The organism is Streptococcus sp. AM28-20, assembly GCF_003603595.1.
Taxonomy (GTDB): Bacteria; Bacillota; Bacilli; order Lactobacillales; family Streptococcaceae; genus Streptococcus; species Streptococcus ilei.
This window is the reverse complement of record NZ_QTNK01000001.1, coordinates 448,389-465,742: the sequence shown is the minus strand read 5'-3', so window position 1 is coordinate 465,742 and position 17,354 is coordinate 448,389. Positions and strand designations below refer to the sequence as shown.

General features: G+C 41.2%; 19 protein-coding genes. 10 read left to right on the top strand and 9 right to left on the bottom strand.

The genetic code is table 11. From position 1 onward, the window contains the following. Nucleotides 1-152: 152 nt before the first annotated feature. From DW738_RS02440 to DW738_RS02420, 4 genes are all read right to left on the bottom strand, one after another. Nucleotides 153-707, bottom strand: coding sequence for a LemA family protein (locus DW738_RS02440; RefSeq protein ID WP_123160223.1), 555 nt, complete (start codon nt 705-707; stop codon nt 153-155). Between the two features lie 2 nt (nt 708-709). Then, nucleotides 710-1,717, bottom strand: coding sequence for a DUF3137 domain-containing protein (locus DW738_RS02435; protein WP_123160222.1), 1,008 nt, complete (start codon nt 1,715-1,717; stop codon nt 710-712). Between the two features lie 360 nt (nt 1,718-2,077). Next, nucleotides 2,078-2,590 (bottom strand): GNAT family N-acetyltransferase, encoded by a 513-nt coding sequence (locus tag DW738_RS02430; protein ID WP_123160221.1) that lies wholly within the window; start codon nt 2,588-2,590, stop codon nt 2,078-2,080. A 234-nt stretch (nt 2,591-2,824) separates the two neighbouring features. Beyond that, nucleotides 2,825-4,495: a formate--tetrahydrofolate ligase gene (locus DW738_RS02420; RefSeq protein ID WP_123160220.1), complete on the bottom strand. Its 1,671-nt coding sequence runs from the start codon at nt 4,493-4,495 to the stop codon at nt 2,825-2,827. Between the two features lie 264 nt (nt 4,496-4,759). On the opposite strand from DW738_RS02420, the gene DW738_RS02415 reads away from it, so the two are divergent. The 5 genes from DW738_RS02415 to DW738_RS02390 all read left to right on the top strand — a co-directional run bounded on the left by DW738_RS02415 (nt 4,760) and on the right by DW738_RS02390 (nt 9,020). Next, entirely contained in the window at nt 4,760-5,446 is a 687-nt protein-coding gene (locus tag DW738_RS02415) for a phosphopantothenate--cysteine ligase (protein WP_123160219.1), read from the top strand. A 4-nt stretch (nt 5,447-5,450) separates the two neighbouring features. Continuing rightward, a complete protein-coding gene (coaC, locus tag DW738_RS02410; protein WP_123160218.1) occupies nt 5,451-5,990 on the top strand; it encodes a phosphopantothenoylcysteine decarboxylase in 540 nt (179 codons plus the stop codon). Further along, the gene (locus DW738_RS02405) at nt 5,987-6,547 is read left to right on the top strand and encodes an ECF transporter S component (RefSeq protein WP_123160217.1); all 561 of its coding nucleotides are present in this window, start codon (nt 5,987-5,989) and stop codon (nt 6,545-6,547) included. Before coaC ends, DW738_RS02405 begins: the two co-directional genes overlap by 4 nt. A 299-nt stretch (nt 6,548-6,846) precedes the next feature. Continuing rightward, nucleotides 6,847-8,565, top strand: coding sequence for a phospho-sugar mutase (locus DW738_RS02395; RefSeq protein ID WP_117744224.1), 1,719 nt, complete (start codon nt 6,847-6,849; stop codon nt 8,563-8,565). Between the two features lie 107 nt (nt 8,566-8,672). Continuing rightward, nucleotides 8,673-9,020, top strand: a complete 348-nt coding sequence (locus DW738_RS02390) for a thiol reductase thioredoxin (RefSeq protein ID WP_023026789.1) — start codon at nt 8,673-8,675, stop codon at nt 9,018-9,020. A gap of 182 nt (nt 9,021-9,202) precedes the next feature. Here DW738_RS02390 and mutY read toward each other — a convergent pair whose 3' ends face one another. The 5 genes from mutY to DW738_RS02360 form a co-directional block, all read right to left on the bottom strand. Next, nucleotides 9,203-10,357 carry an A/G-specific adenine glycosylase gene (mutY, locus tag DW738_RS02380; protein WP_042507452.1) on the bottom strand — a complete coding sequence of 385 codons (1,155 nt, stop codon included), beginning with the start codon at nt 10,355-10,357 and terminating at the stop codon, nt 9,203-9,205. Between the two features lie 248 nt (nt 10,358-10,605). Next, nucleotides 10,606-11,580: a phosphate acetyltransferase gene (gene pta, locus DW738_RS02375; protein ID WP_117744223.1), complete on the bottom strand. Its 975-nt coding sequence runs from the start codon at nt 11,578-11,580 to the stop codon at nt 10,606-10,608. 21 nt (nt 11,581-11,601) lie between these two features. Further along, nucleotides 11,602-12,492, bottom strand: coding sequence for an RluA family pseudouridine synthase (locus tag DW738_RS02370; protein ID WP_123159216.1), 891 nt, complete (start codon nt 12,490-12,492; stop codon nt 11,602-11,604). Continuing rightward, entirely contained in the window at nt 12,489-13,307 is an 819-nt protein-coding gene (locus tag DW738_RS02365) for an NAD kinase (protein ID WP_006597238.1), read from the bottom strand. Before DW738_RS02365 ends, DW738_RS02370 begins: the two co-directional genes overlap by 4 nt. After that, a complete protein-coding gene (locus DW738_RS02360) occupies nt 13,291-13,962 on the bottom strand; it encodes a GTP pyrophosphokinase family protein (protein ID WP_048690012.1) in 672 nt (223 codons plus the stop codon). The genes DW738_RS02365 and DW738_RS02360 overlap by 17 nt, the downstream gene beginning before the upstream one ends. Before the next feature lie 95 nt (nt 13,963-14,057). Here DW738_RS02360 and DW738_RS02355 point away from each other — a divergent pair, with 95 nt between their 5' ends. The 5 genes from DW738_RS02355 to DW738_RS02335 all read left to right on the top strand — a co-directional run bounded on the left by DW738_RS02355 (nt 14,058) and on the right by DW738_RS02335 (nt 17,353). Then, nucleotides 14,058-14,624, top strand: a complete 567-nt coding sequence (locus tag DW738_RS02355) for a CYTH domain-containing protein (protein WP_042507450.1) — start codon at nt 14,058-14,060, stop codon at nt 14,622-14,624. Nucleotides 14,625-14,686: 62 nt separating this feature from the next. Then, nucleotides 14,687-15,643, top strand: a complete 957-nt coding sequence (locus tag DW738_RS02350) for a ribose-phosphate diphosphokinase (protein ID WP_023023163.1) — start codon at nt 14,687-14,689, stop codon at nt 15,641-15,643. 9 nt (nt 15,644-15,652) lie between these two features. Further along, complete coding sequence (locus tag DW738_RS02345) at nt 15,653-16,780, top strand: cysteine desulfurase family protein (protein ID WP_023023161.1); 1,128 nt, start codon at nt 15,653-15,655, stop codon at nt 16,778-16,780. After that, on the top strand, nt 16,770-17,117 hold the full coding sequence (locus DW738_RS02340) for a DUF1831 domain-containing protein (RefSeq protein WP_023023159.1): 348 nt from the start codon (nt 16,770-16,772) through the stop codon (nt 17,115-17,117). The genes DW738_RS02345 and DW738_RS02340 overlap by 11 nt, the downstream gene beginning before the upstream one ends. Beyond that, a complete protein-coding gene (locus DW738_RS02335) occupies nt 17,117-17,353 on the top strand; it encodes a DUF4649 family protein (protein ID WP_048689995.1) in 237 nt (78 codons plus the stop codon). The genes DW738_RS02340 and DW738_RS02335 overlap by 1 nt, the downstream gene beginning before the upstream one ends. Nucleotide 17,354: the final 1 nt, after the last annotated feature.

Sequence of the window (17,354 nt, the reverse complement as noted above, 5' to 3'; positions counted from 1 at the left end):
ATAAAACCTCTTTCGGAATTTTCTAAAAATTTGTGAATTTCATCTATTATACTATTTTTCCCAGTAAATGAAAAGCGTATTTTCATTTCTAAAAAAAAATCCCGATCTAAGACCGGGATCGTTTTTAAAGATATGAAAGCTTTTAATAAAAATTAATGGATCTCATAATCCAAATCACTCAAGTCCTTCTTCCCTTGCGTGTCTTCCAATAAAAATGGAACTTGTGACAAGCCTTTGATCCCTGCAACAACAGATGTTGGGAAGGTTACAATGGCTTGGTTGATTTGACTAATATTGCTATTGACAATTCGTTTAGACGCTGCCAAATCTTCATTTTCGTCGGCAATTTCTTTTTGTAAGGCCAAGAATTGGTTTGAAGACAAGAGCTCCGGATAATTCTCACCCACTGCTCGGATTTGTGCCAAAACATCATTTTGATTGGCAATAACTTGGTTGGATTCTTGAATAGAAGCACCTTGGCGAAGTGCTACCAATTCGCTAAAGACTTTCTCCTCATGTTTGGCATAAGCCTTAGCAGCATTCAACATTTCCGAAATGGTTTCGTAGCGTTTCACCAGAGTGATATCGACCGTTCTTTTTGATTCTTCAATCATGACCTGATAACGGTTCAAACGGTTGCTTTCACCGATAAACCACAAGAAAATGACAAGAGCAAATACAACAAGGGCAATCATTAAACCTGACATAGTTATTCTCCTTTAAATATATTAGTTAATTCATCAATGAGATCAATCTCTCTACAGAGTTTTTGATACTCTGCAGCAATCGAAAGACTTTCGATTGTGTCTTTTCTATTTGGGGTTGGGAAAAGGTATCGATCAGTATATAAGGAAATGTAGAGTGTGTCTTGTACTAAATACACACACATAGCATTCTGAGAAATTTGCTGATCAAACCATTCTAGGATCTTAGGTTTTAAGAATTTTCGTGCAGCCAGTTCATCAGTACAATAGATATTGTAGTTTTCATTGTTTTGGATATCTTCTGTTTCAATTTGGACTTCATTAGGTCCAGCACCCGGATAGTCTCCTTTTAGTTCTCTTTTTAAAAACAAAGATTTCTTGGTTGGAACAACTCTCAAGTGCCCTGGAAATGAGATTGGAGCTTTTAAAGAAAAAATCTGACCAGAAAAATCTTCAACTTCTTCGTTGACCGTATGAGTTTCCCCGTTAGAGTCTCTCTTGGTTCGCGTCTCAATGTGGTAAGCATAGAGATTGGCTACTACGAGATTCTTTTCATCATGAAAGGACAGTTGATTAAAGAGATTAAACTTAGTCGATCTCGGACTAAAGACATCCAAGACATTTATAGGGTAGTTAGCTGTCAAAGTTAGCTCTGCTTTAGGAAAAACTTCTTTCAAAATAGGACAAAGAAAATCTGTAATATAAATCTCGTCATTGGATCGAACCTGACCTCTGAATAAAGACTTTCTTTTTTGGTAGGCTGGTAAATAATAGAACACCCCTGCAAGAAGAATGATAACAAAGGCTCGCAATCCAAAAAGTGGGAAAGATAGTATAGCTAAAATAATACCAAGCATAGTAGCGTTTCTCCAATGAAGATTATTCTTCATTTGTTCCTTCATGATGAACAACTTAGCCTGATATTGTTCTAATCTCTCCAGTTCACTGATACGTTGGAAAGTTTCTTGTGACCACTTGTTGTTTGGACTGTTTTGATCATACACTATAACCATCTCCTTTCAAACACAAATGAATACATCTATTTCCATCATTATACCACCAGCAACCACAAGAGGCAAACAAATATATGTATTTGATAGCAGTGAATTTCTACAAAAAAATCCCCTACCAAATGGTAAGGGATTCGAGGCATCTTTCGATGAGAACAGTCGGTTCACACAACTGTTCAAGGTCCGCTCCTGCGTTACAATTGAATGTAGACCTCCTCAGCGCAAAAGGCTCCTAAGAGCCAATCGACTCATCGCATGAAACTAGTCTACCACGACATTGCATGAGCTGTCAAGAGGCTCGTTTTAGAATTCCTCTCAAAAAGCTTAAGAGAAATAGAGGAAAGCCACGATTCATCTGCATTATTACATTAGGGATTTCACAGGCCCTTCGATTGTCTTTTGCATCCAGATGATATCATGCCACTTGTCAAATTTATAGCCAATTTTAGGAAAATGAGCAACTTTCACATAGCCTCGTTTTTCATGCAGGGCAATACTAGCTGAATTTGGCAAGGCGATGCAAGCTAAGAAGCGTAAATAGCCACGCGCTTCCAGCTCCGTCTCTAAGGTCTCATACAAACGAGAACCCAGTCCTTGCCCAAGATAATGTTCGTCCACGTAGACGGATACTTCTACAGCCCAGTCATAGGCTGATCGATCATAATAGGTTGAAGCATAGGCATAAGCAAGTACTTGACCATTTTCTTCAGCTACTAGGTAGGGAAAACGTTGAAGGGTCTTTTCGATACGCCCTTCAAATTCCTCCGTCGTCGGAACATCATATTCAAAAGTGATGGCTATTTTCTTAACATAAGGGGCATAAATTCTGACAAGTTCAGGAGCATCCGCTAAGGTGACTGGTCGTATCTTCAACATAGTCTTCTCGCTTTCTATCTCTCTATTATACCTCGAAAATATAAAAATGAGAGTGGGACAGAAATCGGTAATTCGTTAGAATTCGATTTCGTCGTCCCACCTCCGCACAGTTGAGTAGGGCTGTAATAGCTGATGTAATCAGCGTAGTAGAGCCCACTCAACCACTGCGTCTTGCTCGACAATCCAAAGACAATTGAGAGGCTAGGACTTTTGTCCCACTCTCATATACTTTTATTAGAATAAGCCCAAGGCTGTCCCATCTTCTGCCACATCCATGTTCAAAGCAGCAGGACGTTTTGGTAGTCCAGGCATGGTCATCACTTCACCAGTTAGAGCAACGACGAAGCCTGCACCAGTCTTAGGCACCAATTCGCGAATAGTAATGTCAAATCCAGAAGGTGCCCCAAGGAGACTTGGATCATCTGAAAAACTATATTGTGTCTTGGCCATACAAACGGGCAACTTGTCCCAGCCATTTTTTACAATCTGAGCAATCTGAGTTTTGGCTTTTTTCTCAAAGACAACATTGTCTGCCCGGTAAATTTCCTTAGCAATCTTGGTAATTTTCTCTTCAATAGAAAGATCATTATCATAAAGACGAGTGTAGCTAGCTGGACTTGTTTCAAGGGTCGCCACCACGGTTTCTGCTAGGGCTACTCCTCCATCAGCTCCATCAGCCCAAACGCTAGCCAATTCAACAGGAACTTGAATAGAAGCACAAAGTTCTTTAAGAGTTGCAATTTCAGCTTCTGTATCCGTTACAAATTCATTAATGGCAACCGCTACAGGAACACCAAATTTGCGCATATTTTCAACATGGCGTTCCAAGTTAGAAAAACCTGAACGAACAGCCTCAACGTTTTCCTCAGAAAGAGCATCTTTGGCAACTCCACCATTCATCTTCAAAGCTCGAATCGTTGCGACAATCACTACAGCAGATGGACTGGCTGGGAGATTTGGTGTTTTGATATCTAAGAACTTTTCAGCTCCTAAATCTGCCCCAAAGCCTGCCTCTGTCACCACGTAATCGGCTAAACGAAGAGCGGTTGAGGTAGCCAAAACAGAGTTACATCCATGGGCAATATTTGCAAAAGGTCCACCATGAACGAAGGCTGGAGTTCCATAGATGGTTTGAACCAAGTTTGGCTTGATGGCATCTTTCAGGATTAAAGCAAGAGCCCCTTCTACTTCTAAATCGCGGACATAAACTGGACTACGATCATAGCGGTAGCCGATGACAATATTAGCCAAACGGCGTTTCAAGTCTTCAATATCTGTCGCCAAACAAAGAATGGCCATAATCTCAGAAGCAACGGTGATATCAAACCCATCTTCACGAGGAATCCCATTAAGAGGGCCTCCGAGACCGATAGAAACATTCCGCAAAGCACGGTCATTCAAGTCCACTACCCGCTTCCAGATAATCCGGCGTTGGTCGATGCCTAGCTCATTTCCTTGATGCAAATGATTATCAATCAAAGCTGAAAGAGCATTGTTTGCTGTCGTAATGGCATGCATGTCACCCGTGAAATGAAGATTAATATCCTCCATAGGGAGAACTTGGGCATAGCCTCCACCAGCTGCTCCCCCTTTAATACCCATAACAGGACCTAAAGATGGTTCGCGGATGGCAATCATGGTTTGTTTACCAATCTTATTTAAGGCATCTGCCAATCCAATAGTGATAGTAGATTTTCCTTCTCCAGCTGGAGTTGGGTTAATAGCTGTCACCAAGATGAGTTTTCCTGGTTCTTCCTTCTGAACGGCTTGAATCTTATCAAAGGTTAATTTTGCCTTGTACTTTCCATAGAGTTCTAAGTCATCGAAATGAATCCCCAATTTTTCTACCACATCTGTGATTGGTTTCAATTCAATACTTTGTGCAATCTCGATATCTGTCTTCATCTTAATCTCCTCACTATTTAATAATCCTATTATACAGAAATTTCACAAGGATATATATTTTAAATGTCAAACTTTCCCCGTTCGTTCGGTATTTGCCTTTAAAATGAACCTTTTCGGCCTTTATTCTAATTTCTTATAGCCCTCTATACGAAATAACTATGAGTCCCCAATTCCTCTCCCATTACTTCCGTTTCGCCTAAAAAACAGACGCAAGACCCATGTTCTTGGCTTTACTAAAATATAAAATTCTTGTAAAATAAGCCTATGAATATTTTGATTACTTCTGGTGGAACGAGTGAAAAAATTGATCAGGTTCGTTCGATTACCAACCATTCCACTGGTCAACTTGGAAAAATCATTTCCGAAAAATTTTTAGAGGCAGGATTTTCTGTGACTCTGGTGACCACCTCAACTGCGGTTCAACCGAATGCACACCCTCGTTTAACAAAAGTGATCATCAAAGATGTCGCTGAACTTCAAACAGTTCTTGAGAAAGAAACTCCAACTCATCAGGTCCTTATTCATTCCATGGCTGTCTCCGACTACAGTCCAGTCTATATGACAGGTTTTCAGGCTGTAAAAGAAGCTCCTAATTTAGAGCAATTTCTCCATCAAACCAATCAGGAATCGAAGATTTCATCGGAGGAAGATTACCAAGTTCTCTTTTTGAAGAAAAATCCTAAGTTGATTTCCTTGGTGAAAGCCTGGAATCCAGACATTCGTTTAATTGGATTTAAACTGCTGGTTGATGTATCCCAGGATCAACTGCTATCAGTTGCTCGTGCTAGCCTCAAAAAAAATCAGGCAGAAATGATTGTAGCCAATGACTTGAGCGAAATTCAAGACGGGAAGCATCGAGCATACTTAGTTACTAAAGATGCTGTTCAAATAGCCGAAACGAAATTGGATATTGCTCAAAAAATTTTCCATCACATTACAAACAAAGGATAAACCTATGGCCAATATTCTACTAGCTGTTACAGGAAGTATTTCTGCATATAAGGCAGCTGACATCACCAGTCAATTAACCAAGCTCGGGCATCAGGTGAAGGTTCTCATGACACCTGCAGCTACAGCTTTTATCACTCCTCTAACCCTTCAGGTTCTTTCAAAAAATCCAGTCGGTCTAGATGTCATGATTGAAGAGGATCCACAGCGGATTGAACACATCGATATCGGGAAAGAAACGGACCTCTTTCTTGTAGCACCGGCTAGTGCCAATACGATTGCCAAACTTGCCATGGGGTTAGCAGATAATATAGTGACGAGCACAGCTCTAGCCTTGCCTCAAGTAACTAAAAAAATCCTAGCCCCCGCTATGAATACGAAAATGCTGGAACACCCAGCTACCCAACGAAATCTAAAACTCTTACAAGACTACGGCTATCAGATTATTCAACCTCGCTATGCTACTCTGGCTTGTGGCGATCAAGGGGCTGGAGCTCTAGCTTCCATCGAAACCATTCTAACTACTATACAGGAGTCGCTTTCATGAAAAAATCCTCATCCATTTCACGCGTTGCTATATTTTTCGCGGTAATGATTACCATCCATTTTACCACTTCCTTCATCTTACATTTTGTACCATCAGGTATTCAGCCAACCTTGGTTCATATTCCTGTTGTGATCGCGTCTATCATTTACGGACCACGAATCGGGGCTACTTTAGGATTGCTTATGGGACTCTTTAGTTTAACGATGAATACTCTTGTTTTAACCCCAGCAAGCTATCTATTTAGTCCCTTTGTACCAAACGGAAACTTCTATTCCCTCCTCATTGCAATAGTTCCACGTATCTTGATCGGAATAACACCTTACTATATCTATAAATTAATGCGCAATCGTACTGGGTTAATAACAGCCGGCATTGTCGGATCTATGACCAATACCGTTTTTGTTTTAAGCGGGATTTACCTCTTTTTTGGTAGTCAATTCAAAGGTGGAATCAACGATTTTCTCGCCTTGATTGTGTCTACTAACTCACTCATCGAAGTTATTGCAACGGTTCTGATCACTAGTGCCGTTGTCCCAGCCCTTGAAAAATTAAAATAAAAGGTTGAGAGTGGCACAGAAATCGGTCATTCGTTAGAATTCGATTTCGTCGTCCCACCTCCGCAAAGTTGAGTAGGGCTATAAAAGCTGATGAAATCAGCGTAGTAGAGCTCACTCAACCACTGCGTCTTGCTCGACAATCCAAAGATAATTGAGAGGCTAGGACTTTTTTCCCAGCCTTTTTTCTATCCAATATTCCCTCTTTATTTTTGAAAAGATTTACAATTATCGCTAGAATTTTCTGAAAAAATTTGCTATAATGTAAGCGATTAATTATATATTAAAAAGGAGACGCTTGCATGACTTATCAAGAAAACTTCCAAAAATGGGCTGATTTTGCTGACCTACCAGATTACCTTCGTCGTGATTTGGAAAACATGGATGAAAAAACAAAAGAAGATGCCTTCTACACAAACCTTGAATTCGGTACTGCTGGTATGCGCGGATTGATTGGTGCTGGGACTAACCGTATTAATATCTACGTTGTTCGTCAAGCAACTGAAGGTTTGGCTCGTTTGATCGAATCTAAAGGTGGAAATGAAAAAGAACGTGGTGTAGCCATCGCCTACGATAGCCGTCACTTCTCTCCAGAATTTGCCTTTGAATCAGCAGCAGTTCTTGCAAAACACGGTATTAAATCTTATGTTTTTGAAAGTCTCCGTCCAACTCCAGAACTTTCATTCGCGGTTCGTCACCTCAACTGTTTTGCTGGTATCATGATTACTGCTAGCCACAACCCAGCTCCATTCAATGGATACAAGGTTTACGGTGAAGATGGTGGCCAAATGCCTCCACATGATGCAGATGCTTTGACAACCTATATTCGTGCGATCGAAAATCCATTTGCTGTGGAAGTCGCTGATGTTGAAGCAGAAAAAGCCTCTGGTTTGATCGAAGTTATTGGTGAAGCGATTGATGCTGAATACCTCAAAGAAGTCAAAGACGTGAACATCAATCCTGCCTTGATTGAAGAATTCGGTAAAGACATGAAGATTGTCTACACTCCACTTCACGGTACTGGTGAAATGTTAGCTCGTCGTGCTCTTGCTCAAGCAGGATTTGATTCTGTTCAAGTTGTTGAAGCTCAAGCAACTCCAGATCCAGACTTCTCTACTGTTAAATCTCCAAACCCAGAAAGCCAAGCAGCCTTTGCTCTAGCTGAAGAACTTGGTCGCCAAGTAGGAGCTGATGTTCTTGTTGCAACGGACCCTGATGCTGACCGTGTCGGTGTTGAAGTCCTTCAAAAAGACGGAAGCTACCTTAACCTTTCAGGTAACCAAATCGGTGCCATCATGGCTAAGTACATCTTGGAAGCCCACAAAAACGCTGGGACCCTTCCTGAAAATGCAGCACTCTGCAAATCAATCGTATCAACTGACTTGGTAACTAAGATTGCTGAAAGCTACGGCGCAACCATGTTTAACGTCTTGACTGGTTTCAAATTTATCGCTGAAAAGATTCAAGAATTCGAAGAAAAACACAATCACACATACATGATGGGATTTGAAGAAAGCTTCGGTTACTTAATCAAACCATTCGTACGTGATAAAGATGCCATCCAAGCTGTCCTTGTTGTTGCTGAGCTTGCAGCCTACTACCGCTCTCGTGGTTTGACTCTTGCAGACGGTATCGAAGAAATCTACAAAGAGTATGGCTACTATGCTGAGAAGACTATTTCTGTGACCCTTTCAGGTGTCGATGGTGCTGAGCAAATCAAAGCGATCATGGCTAAATTCCGTGAAAACGGTCCAAAAGAGTTTAACGAAACAGCCGTTTCAATCACTGAAGACTTCAAAGCACAAACATCTACTGCCGCTGATGGTACTGTAACAGCCTTGACGACTCCTCCAAGTGATGTATTGAAATACACACTTGCTGACGGTTCATGGATTGCTGTTCGTCCTTCAGGTACTGAACCAAAAATTAAGTTCTACATTGCAGTTGTTGGTGAAAGCAACGAAGAGTCACAAGCTAAGATTGCTAACATCGAAGCTGAAATCAATGCATTTGTAAAATAAGCAAGAGAAAAGATGAGATAAATCTATCTCATCTTTTTTCATATCAAAATTAAGCATTTTTTCTTTCTTTATGGCATACTAGATTTATAAGAAAGCGAGGTAATCTCATGGAACAATTTTTAGTAGATATTAAAGATCTCGAAGTAACCACTGTAGCGCGTGCGCAAGAAGCCATCGACAAAAAAGAAACAGCAACCTTCTTTATTGGACGCAAGACTTGCCCATATTGCCGTAAGTTCGCTGCTAAATTAGCAACTGTAGTAGCTGAAACAAAAGCTCATATCTACTTCATCAATAGTGAAGAACCAAGCCAATTAGAGGCTTTACAAGCCTTCCGTTCAACCTATGGCATTCCAACTGTACCAGGATTTTTACATGTCGAAGCAGGTGAAGTAACGGTTCGTTGTGACTCTTCTATGTCAGAAGAAGAAATTAAAGCATTCGCTCATCTATAAGAAAAAATTGAGGCTGGGACAAAAGTCCTAGCCTCTTAATTATCTTTGGATTGTCGAGCAAGACTCAGTGGTTGAGTGGGCTCTACTACGCTGATTTCATCAGCTTTTACAGCCCTACTCAACTGTGCGGAGGTGGGACGACGAAATAGAATTCTAACCAATTACCGATTTCTGTCCCACTCTCATTTTTCGTTTTCTGTAAAAGTCGTCCAAATCTTTTGCTGGGGTTTGGCAAAAGGATAGGCCGAAAATTCTTCTGGTCTTAACCAAACAGTCGATTCACTTGTTGGCTGCTCTCCTTCTTTTACCAAGCCGTAACGAAGTTGAACCTGCCATTTGCGATGTGAAAAGACATGCTGGACGATGGGATAAGATTTCTCTTGCCAATCAATGACCAAGTCATAATCCTGTTCAAAGGAAAGTATTTCCGGAAGGTCTCCTGCTTGCCCCTTTCCATCCAGTAGAGACAACTGCCCCAAGTTCTCCGATAGATTATCCACTTCAATCAAGGGAAAATGCCAAAAACCAGATAATAGGCCTTCTCGTTCATTTTTCTCCAGCAAATAGCGCCCTTGACTATCCTTTATAATAAAGGCTGTTAAATAAACTGGCACTGGTTTCTTTTTAGGAGCCTTGATGGGATAACGATCCATGGTTCCATGCTGATAAGCCGCACTAAATTCCTTAACAGGACTCTCCTCCGGCCTTGGATTGACTGGTGATTCGATATCAGAGCCTAAATCCATTAAGGCTTGATTAAAGTCGCCAGGACGGTCCGGATCGATTAAGATTTCCATCATGGCTTGAAAAATTTTACGATTGGTCGGGATTCCGATATCATAGTCCACCTCAAACAAGCGGGCTAGGACCCGCATGACATTGCCATCCACTGCTGGTTCTGGCAAGCCAAAAGCAATACTAGCTATAGCACCGGCTGTATAAGGTCCAATTCCCTTAAGTTTTGAGATAGCCTCATAGGTTGATGGAAATAAACCTCCGTAGTCTTCCATCATCTGCTGAGCAGCTTTCTGCATATTGCGAACCCGTGAGTAATAACCCAAACCTTCCCAAGCTTTCAAGAGTTTCTCTTCTGGCGCCTTAGCCAAATCCTCAATCGTCGGAAACCAGTCAAGAAAACGCTCATAATAAGGAATAACCGTATCGACGCGTGTCTGCTGGAGCATAATCTCTGAGATCCAAATTTTATAAGGATCCTGCGTCCTTCTCCAGGGAAGATCCCGTTTATTGGCATCATACCATGCTAATATTTTTCTTCGGAAAGAAGCAATTTTTTTCTCCTCCCACATGGTAATCCCGTAATCTTTTAAATCCATCATATTCCTAGTATACCACAGAATGGACTTTTACTTTTACAATTCTGACTTTATCAATAAAAAGAGGCTGGGACAAAAGTCCCAGCCTCTCAATTTTCTTTGGATTGTCGAGCAAGACGCAGTGGTTGAGTGGCCTCTACTACGCTGACTTCATCAGCTTTTACAGCCCTACTCAACTGTGCAAAGGTGGGACGACGAAATTGAATTCTAACCAATTACCGATTTCTGTCCCACTCTCCTTTAAATTATTCTTATTGTTCAACAGCTTGAGCCGCTGTGATCAAGGTCAACTTGTAAACGTCATCTGCATTACATCCGCGGGAAAGGTCGTTCACTGGCTTGTTCAATCCTTGCAAGACCGGACCTACCGCCGCAAAGCCACCAAGACGTTCTGCCATCTTGTAACCAATGTTACCAGCTTCGATACCAGGGAAGATAAAGACATTGGCTTGACCTGCTACCTTGCTTCCTGGAGCTTTCAATGCTGCTGTTTCAGGTACAAAGGCTGCGTCAAATTGCAATTCCCCATCAATTTCAAGATCTGGACGAAGCTCATGAGCGATTTTTGTTGCTTCAACTACTTTATCAACACTTTCACCAAAACCTGAACCTTTTGTTGAATAGCTCAACATGGCGATTTTTGGATCAATCCCAAACATCTTCGCTGTGATAGCAGAGTTGATGGCAATTTCAGCCAAGCCTTCAGCATCTGGATTGATATTAATAGCGCAGTCCCCAAACAAGTAGCGTTCAGATCCGCGAACCATGATAAAGGCACCTGAAGTCCGTTTAACATTTGGACGAGTTTTGATAATTTGAAGAGCTGGACGAACGGTTGCTGCTGTTGAGTGAATCGCACCTGACACCATTCCATCAACAATTCCAAGATGTACCAACATGACACCAAAGTAGTTGACATCATCTAGCAAAATTTGGCGTGCTTCTTCTTCTGTCATTTTACCCTTGCGACGTTCAACTAAGGAAGTTACCATCTCTTCAAAACCTGAGTAAGAATGCGGATCGATGACTTCGTATCCTTCCAAAACACCTTCAATTTCAAGGTAAATGCCAATCTTATCCGGATTCCCAAGCAAGACAGGGGTTACGTCTGTTTCTTTCACAATTCGTTTTGCTGCTTGAAGAATACGTGGTTCTTCACCTTCTGGTAATACAATACGTGCATTCTTACCAACCAGGTTGGCTTTGAGGTTTTCAAAAACTTCCATGAGTTTCTCCTTTGAAAAAAATTAAATATTTGTTAACTGTTTTAAGACCTGGCTAAAATCATCTGGCAAAGAACTTTCAATTCGGAGTTCTTCTTCCAAAAAAGGATGACAGAAAGCCAAGGAATGGCAATGTAAGGCTTGTCGAAGTATCCCGTCTTCTAAGGAACCACCATAAAGATCATCTCCCAAAAGCGGATAACCAATATGAGAAAAATGAACGCGAATCTGATGGGTCCGGCCTGTATGCAATTGGATATCCACCAGATGAATATCACCGAAAGACTGGACAACTTGGTAGCTGGTATGAGCATACTTGCCACCTTTTGCTACTTTTCGGGTAATGATCGAATCTTCATCACGCGCAATGGGGGCAATGATGTCACCCTTGCTTGCCAACTCACCCGTCCCCTTTACCAATGCAAAGTAACGTTTTTGAATGGTCTTAGCCTGAAGTTGTTTATCCAATCGGGCATGGGCATAACCATGTTTAGCAAAGAGCATAATCCCACTGGTATCTTTGTCTAAACGGGTGACAATATGAACCAGCTGGTTTTCATACTGGTTTCGAACGTAGTAACCCTTGACAAAGTTTGCAATGGTATTGGAATGAAGAGAGCTAGGAATGGATGCCACTCCTGCCGGTTTGTTGAGGACTAAGAAATGATCGTCTTCATACAAGATTTCCAAATCGCGATCAATGGCCTCCAAGGCTTCATAGCCTTCCTCAGAGGGAATATCAATCGTTACCTTATCTCCTATATCGAGAAGATAAATGGCATTTTGTTCAATGCCATTTACTAAAATCTGGCCTCCAGAAAACTTGATCTTGGCCAATAACCCCTTTGAAACCTGGTGCTTCTTCAGGAATGTTTTGACCTTGACGTGTTCGTCTGCAATAAACTCGAACCTCATTCGTCAATATCTCCAATAAAAGCATCCTTGACCCGATTCCAGAAACTGGTATGACTTGGGCTCGCTACGAAATTGATCTTGTGGTTATCAATCTGGTACTCGATATGGGCGATATTTCGATAGGAATAGGTTGAATTATCAACAGAGAGAATGTGAAAACCTGGCCGGCTAGGAGTGATTTCAATCTTATCTTTTTTGGGAACAATAATCGATGACCCCAAAGTTCGATAGACACGATTATTCAGACTAGCGATTTCAGCAATTTGAAGTGCTTCGATGGTCGGGTGAAGAACAGCTCCTCCCAAAGATTTGTTATAAGCCGTACTACCTGTAGGGGTCGAAACGGTAATCCCGTCCCCTCTGAAGCGCTCAAAATGAACACCATTGATGGTTAAGTCAGCTACCATCGTCCGATCGCTCCGTTTGATAGTCGCTTCATTAAGGGCTCGCATAATCTTAGTATCCCCATTTTCAAAGGTCACTTTGACATTCAGGATTGGATAAGACACCTTGGCACCCGTATCGTACTTAAGATTTTCCACTAATTTGTCAATCTCATCATCTAGATAATCCGTATAAAATCCAAGATGCCCCGTATGCACCCCAACAAAACGAACCCGATCCAATTGACTCTCGTACTTATGAAAAGCCGAAAGCAACATGCCATCCCCACCGATAGAGATCACGATATCCGGATGCTTCTCAGTCAAGATAAAATTATTCTTTTTTAATTTATAACGAAGTTGTTGAAAAACCTCTTCGCTCTGGCGTTTTCGATTTCGAATAATCGAAACCTTCTTACCTGTAGTCCTCATCTGTATCATCACTATTTCCGACGCCATCGTTTAATTTACGATGCATTGGATCAAAAAGAGCTTGCGCCTCCTGAATGGCATCACGAATGGCACCCATTTCCTCATCGAGTTGATAAGCCAAATTCGCGGTGACTTCAAGACGCTTCTTAATCTCGTCCGGAAAATCTCCTTTATATTTGTAATTTAATGAGTGTTCAATGGTGGCCCAGAAATTCATAGACAAAGTACGAATCTGAATCTCTGCCAAAATCGTTTCATAGCCATTAATGGTATCTACTGGATACTCTACTACTACGTGGTAGCTTCGATAGCCACTCGACTTTTTGTGACGAATATAATCTCTTTCTTGCACCACGCGCATATCCTGACGCTTACGAAGAACTTCTAGGACTTCGTCTACGTCATCTACAAATTGAACCATGATCCTCAGACCAGCAATATCTTGCATATCTTGAGCCAGGTTCTCTTCAGAAATACTTCTGCGTTCCATTTTTTCGAGAATACTCTCAATCGGCTTCACACGACCGGTCACAAACTCGATTGGGGAATGCTTTTGTTGTTTGCGATACTGCTTTCTTATCCCACGAAGCTTAATCTTCAACTCACCAACTGCTTGGATATAGGGATCTAAAAAATTTTCCCAATCAATCGCCATTGAATCACCTTGTCATCTCAAAGTTTTTTGTATAAAATAAACACATCTATTATTATATCATAAAGAGCTTGCAAACGAAAGAAAAGGACGTGGCTATGAATCATTTAGAAATTGAATTTAAAACCTTACTAACCAAGGAAGAATACGACTCTCTTAAGGATTTTTTCAAGGAACAACCTCCTATCCGACAAACCAATCACTATATCGATACGCCCGACCAAGCCATCCGGAATCATCAGATGGCCTTGCGAATTCGTACCTTAGCTGATCGGGCTGAGCTAACCCTTAAAGTACCGCAAGAAGCGGGACATTTTGAATACAACCAAGCTCTTACATTTGATCAGGTAGAAGACTTTCTATCCAAGAAAAAACTCCCTCAAGGTGAGATTGCCAGCTTTCTCACTGATTTAGGAATTCCACTAGTTGCCTTAGATGTCTGGGGTAGTCTGGAAACAGAGAGACGTGAGAAAAGAATCCCTAAAGGTTTATTAGCCTTTGACCGTAGTCGTTATAATTCTATTGAGGACTATGAGTTGGAAATGGAGGTAGATGCTGCCTCAGATGAAACTTATTTTCACGAATTTCTCAAGGAAAAACAAATTGAATATAAGCCAGCAAAAAGTAAAGTGGCCAGATTGGCTCAAAGTTTGCTAAAAAGCTGAAATTACTGAATTTTTTTGCTAAAATAAGACTAGACAAAAATATCTAAATGAGGATCAAATACATGTCAGAAAAAAACAATATGAAGCTCTTCGCACTCAACTCCAACCAAGAAATTGCACAAAAAATTTCGGAAGTTGCTGGCATCCCACTCGGAAAGCTTTCTTCACGTCAATTCTCAGATGGTGAAATCCAAATTAATATCGAAGAAAGTGTGCGTGGATATGATATTTACATCATCCAATCTACTAGCTTCCCAGTGAACAATCACTTAATGGAATTGTTAATCATGGTAGATGCTTGCCAACGAGCAAGTGCCCATACCGTAAACGTGGTCCTTCCATACTTTGGGTATGCTCGTCAAGACCGCACTGCTGCTCCTCGCGAACCAATTACAGCAAAATTAGTTGCCAACATGCTTGTCAAGGCAGGGGTAGACCGTGTTGTAACCCTCGATCTTCATGCGGTTCAAGTACAAGGCTTCTTCGATATCCCAGTAGACAACTTGTTCACGATTCCTCTATTTGCTGATCACTATATCAAACAAGGTTTAACCGGTTCAGATGTAGTGGTTGTCAGCCCTAAAAATTCTGGAGTGAAACGCGCACGCAATCTTGCAGAATATCTAGATGCCCCAATTGCTATCATCGACTACGCCCAAGACGACTCTAGCCGTGACGAGGGCTACATCATCGGGGATGTTAAAGGTAAAAAAGCAATCCTGATCGATGATATTTTGAATACAGGAAAAACCTTCTCTGAGGCTGCAAAAATTGTTCAACGCGACGGCGCTACTGAGATTTATGCCGTTTCTAGTCACGGACTTTTCGTTAAGGGAGCTGCAGAATTACTAGACCAAGCACCGATTAAAGAAATTTTGGTTACAGACTCTGTAGCAACCAAAGAGCAAAAACCCCAAAATGTAAAATACATTACTGCAAGCGAATTGATTGGAGATGCCCTTGTTCGTATCCAAGAGCGTAAACCTGTTAGTCCACTCTTTGCATACCACAAGAAATAAGGTGATGGCGTGATTTATTTTGACAATGCAGCAACAACTCCTCTAAGCCCTGGAGTAATCAAGGTGATGACAGAAACGATGGAATCCAGTTTCGGAAATCCATCCAGTCTCCACTCCCACGGTCGCCAAGCAAAAAAGATTCTTAGAGATGCTAGGGAATGCGTTGCATCTTGTTTAAAAACCTCTAGTCAACAAATTACCTTCACTTCTGGGGGAACCGAAAGCAATAACACTGTTATAAAGGGCTACTGTCTCAAACACAGACAGAAAGGCAAGCATATTATCACCACGGCTATCGAACACCATGCCGTTCTGGAACCGATTGAGTATTTGGTCCAAGAATATGGATTTGAAGTAACCATCATTCAACCAGTAGATCAAAAAATTCGACCTGAAGATATTCGAGCTGCACTTCGTCCCGATACAATTTTAGTATCCACCATGTATGCCAACAACGAAACGGGTGATCTCTTGCCTATCAAGGCAATTTCTGACCTTTTAAAAGACCATCCTGCTGCTTTTCATGTTGATGCTGTTCAAGCCGTTGGTAAACTTGCTGTAGCCCCTGAAGAGCTAGGAGTTGATTTTCTAACCGCATCGGCCCATAAATTTCACGGGCCTAAGGGAGTTGGTCTTCTCTATGCTAAAAAGCCTGACTTCTTCAATCTCTTACACGGGGGTGACCAAGAAGACAAACGTCGAGCTAGCACAGAGAACTTGATTTCAATTGCTGGAATGGCTCAAGCCCTTAAAGAAGCAACTGATCAGTTAGACGCAAATTATCAGTACATTCAGAGCTTATCTGATCGTATCCTAACTGGCCTAGAAGATTTAGATTTCTATCTGAATAGCACAGACTCCAAACTTCCTCATGTCTTAAATATCGGCTTTCCAGGTATCAGCAATGATATCTTACTGCTTCGTTTAGACATGGCAGGGATTTCAGTCTCAACCGGCTCTGCTTGTACAGCAGGAACTGTTCAACCAAGCCACGTTCTTGCAGCTTATTATGGCGAAGATTCTCATCGATTGAAGGAATCTATTCGCATTAGTTTATCCGAATTCAATACGACCGCTGAGGTCGATACTTTTATAACAACCATTCACAAAATTTTAGGAGAATTACATGGCATTTGAAACATCTGTCTCATTACCAAACTGCGATTACACATACGCAATCCATCCAAATATTAAAAAATATACCCTACGCGACAATACTTTTGCCCAAACAAAGGTTGGAAACTACGAATTAAATCGTCTATTAGAAGCTGTCCCAAATAGCGGAGATGGCTTTAAGCTAAAAATTATTATCAATAAGGATTTAACAGGATTTAAAATTAACATTACTGACAAGTCAGGCCTTCGTTTGGTAAATATTTTTAAAAATCCAGAAAACAAAATTATCCAACAAAAATTCTACTTCCTTATGGATAGTTTAGTTGAACGTGAGATCTTTGAAAGGATTGAAAAGTAATGACAAATGGTCCTGTAGTCCTCACCTATTTGGATGCATACCAAAAGGAACGTCAGGTTAGCTACGATAACATAGATCACTGTCTATTAGCCTTCTCAGGCTGTGTGACCATTCCAGATTCTTATCAGGTTGTTTCTGTGACCTACAAGGGGCAAACCTTACCTTTCACTGGAAGAATCGGTGACTTCTATCGCTATCTGATTCAGTTTGACCAGAGTTTAAGAAATTCCAATTAAC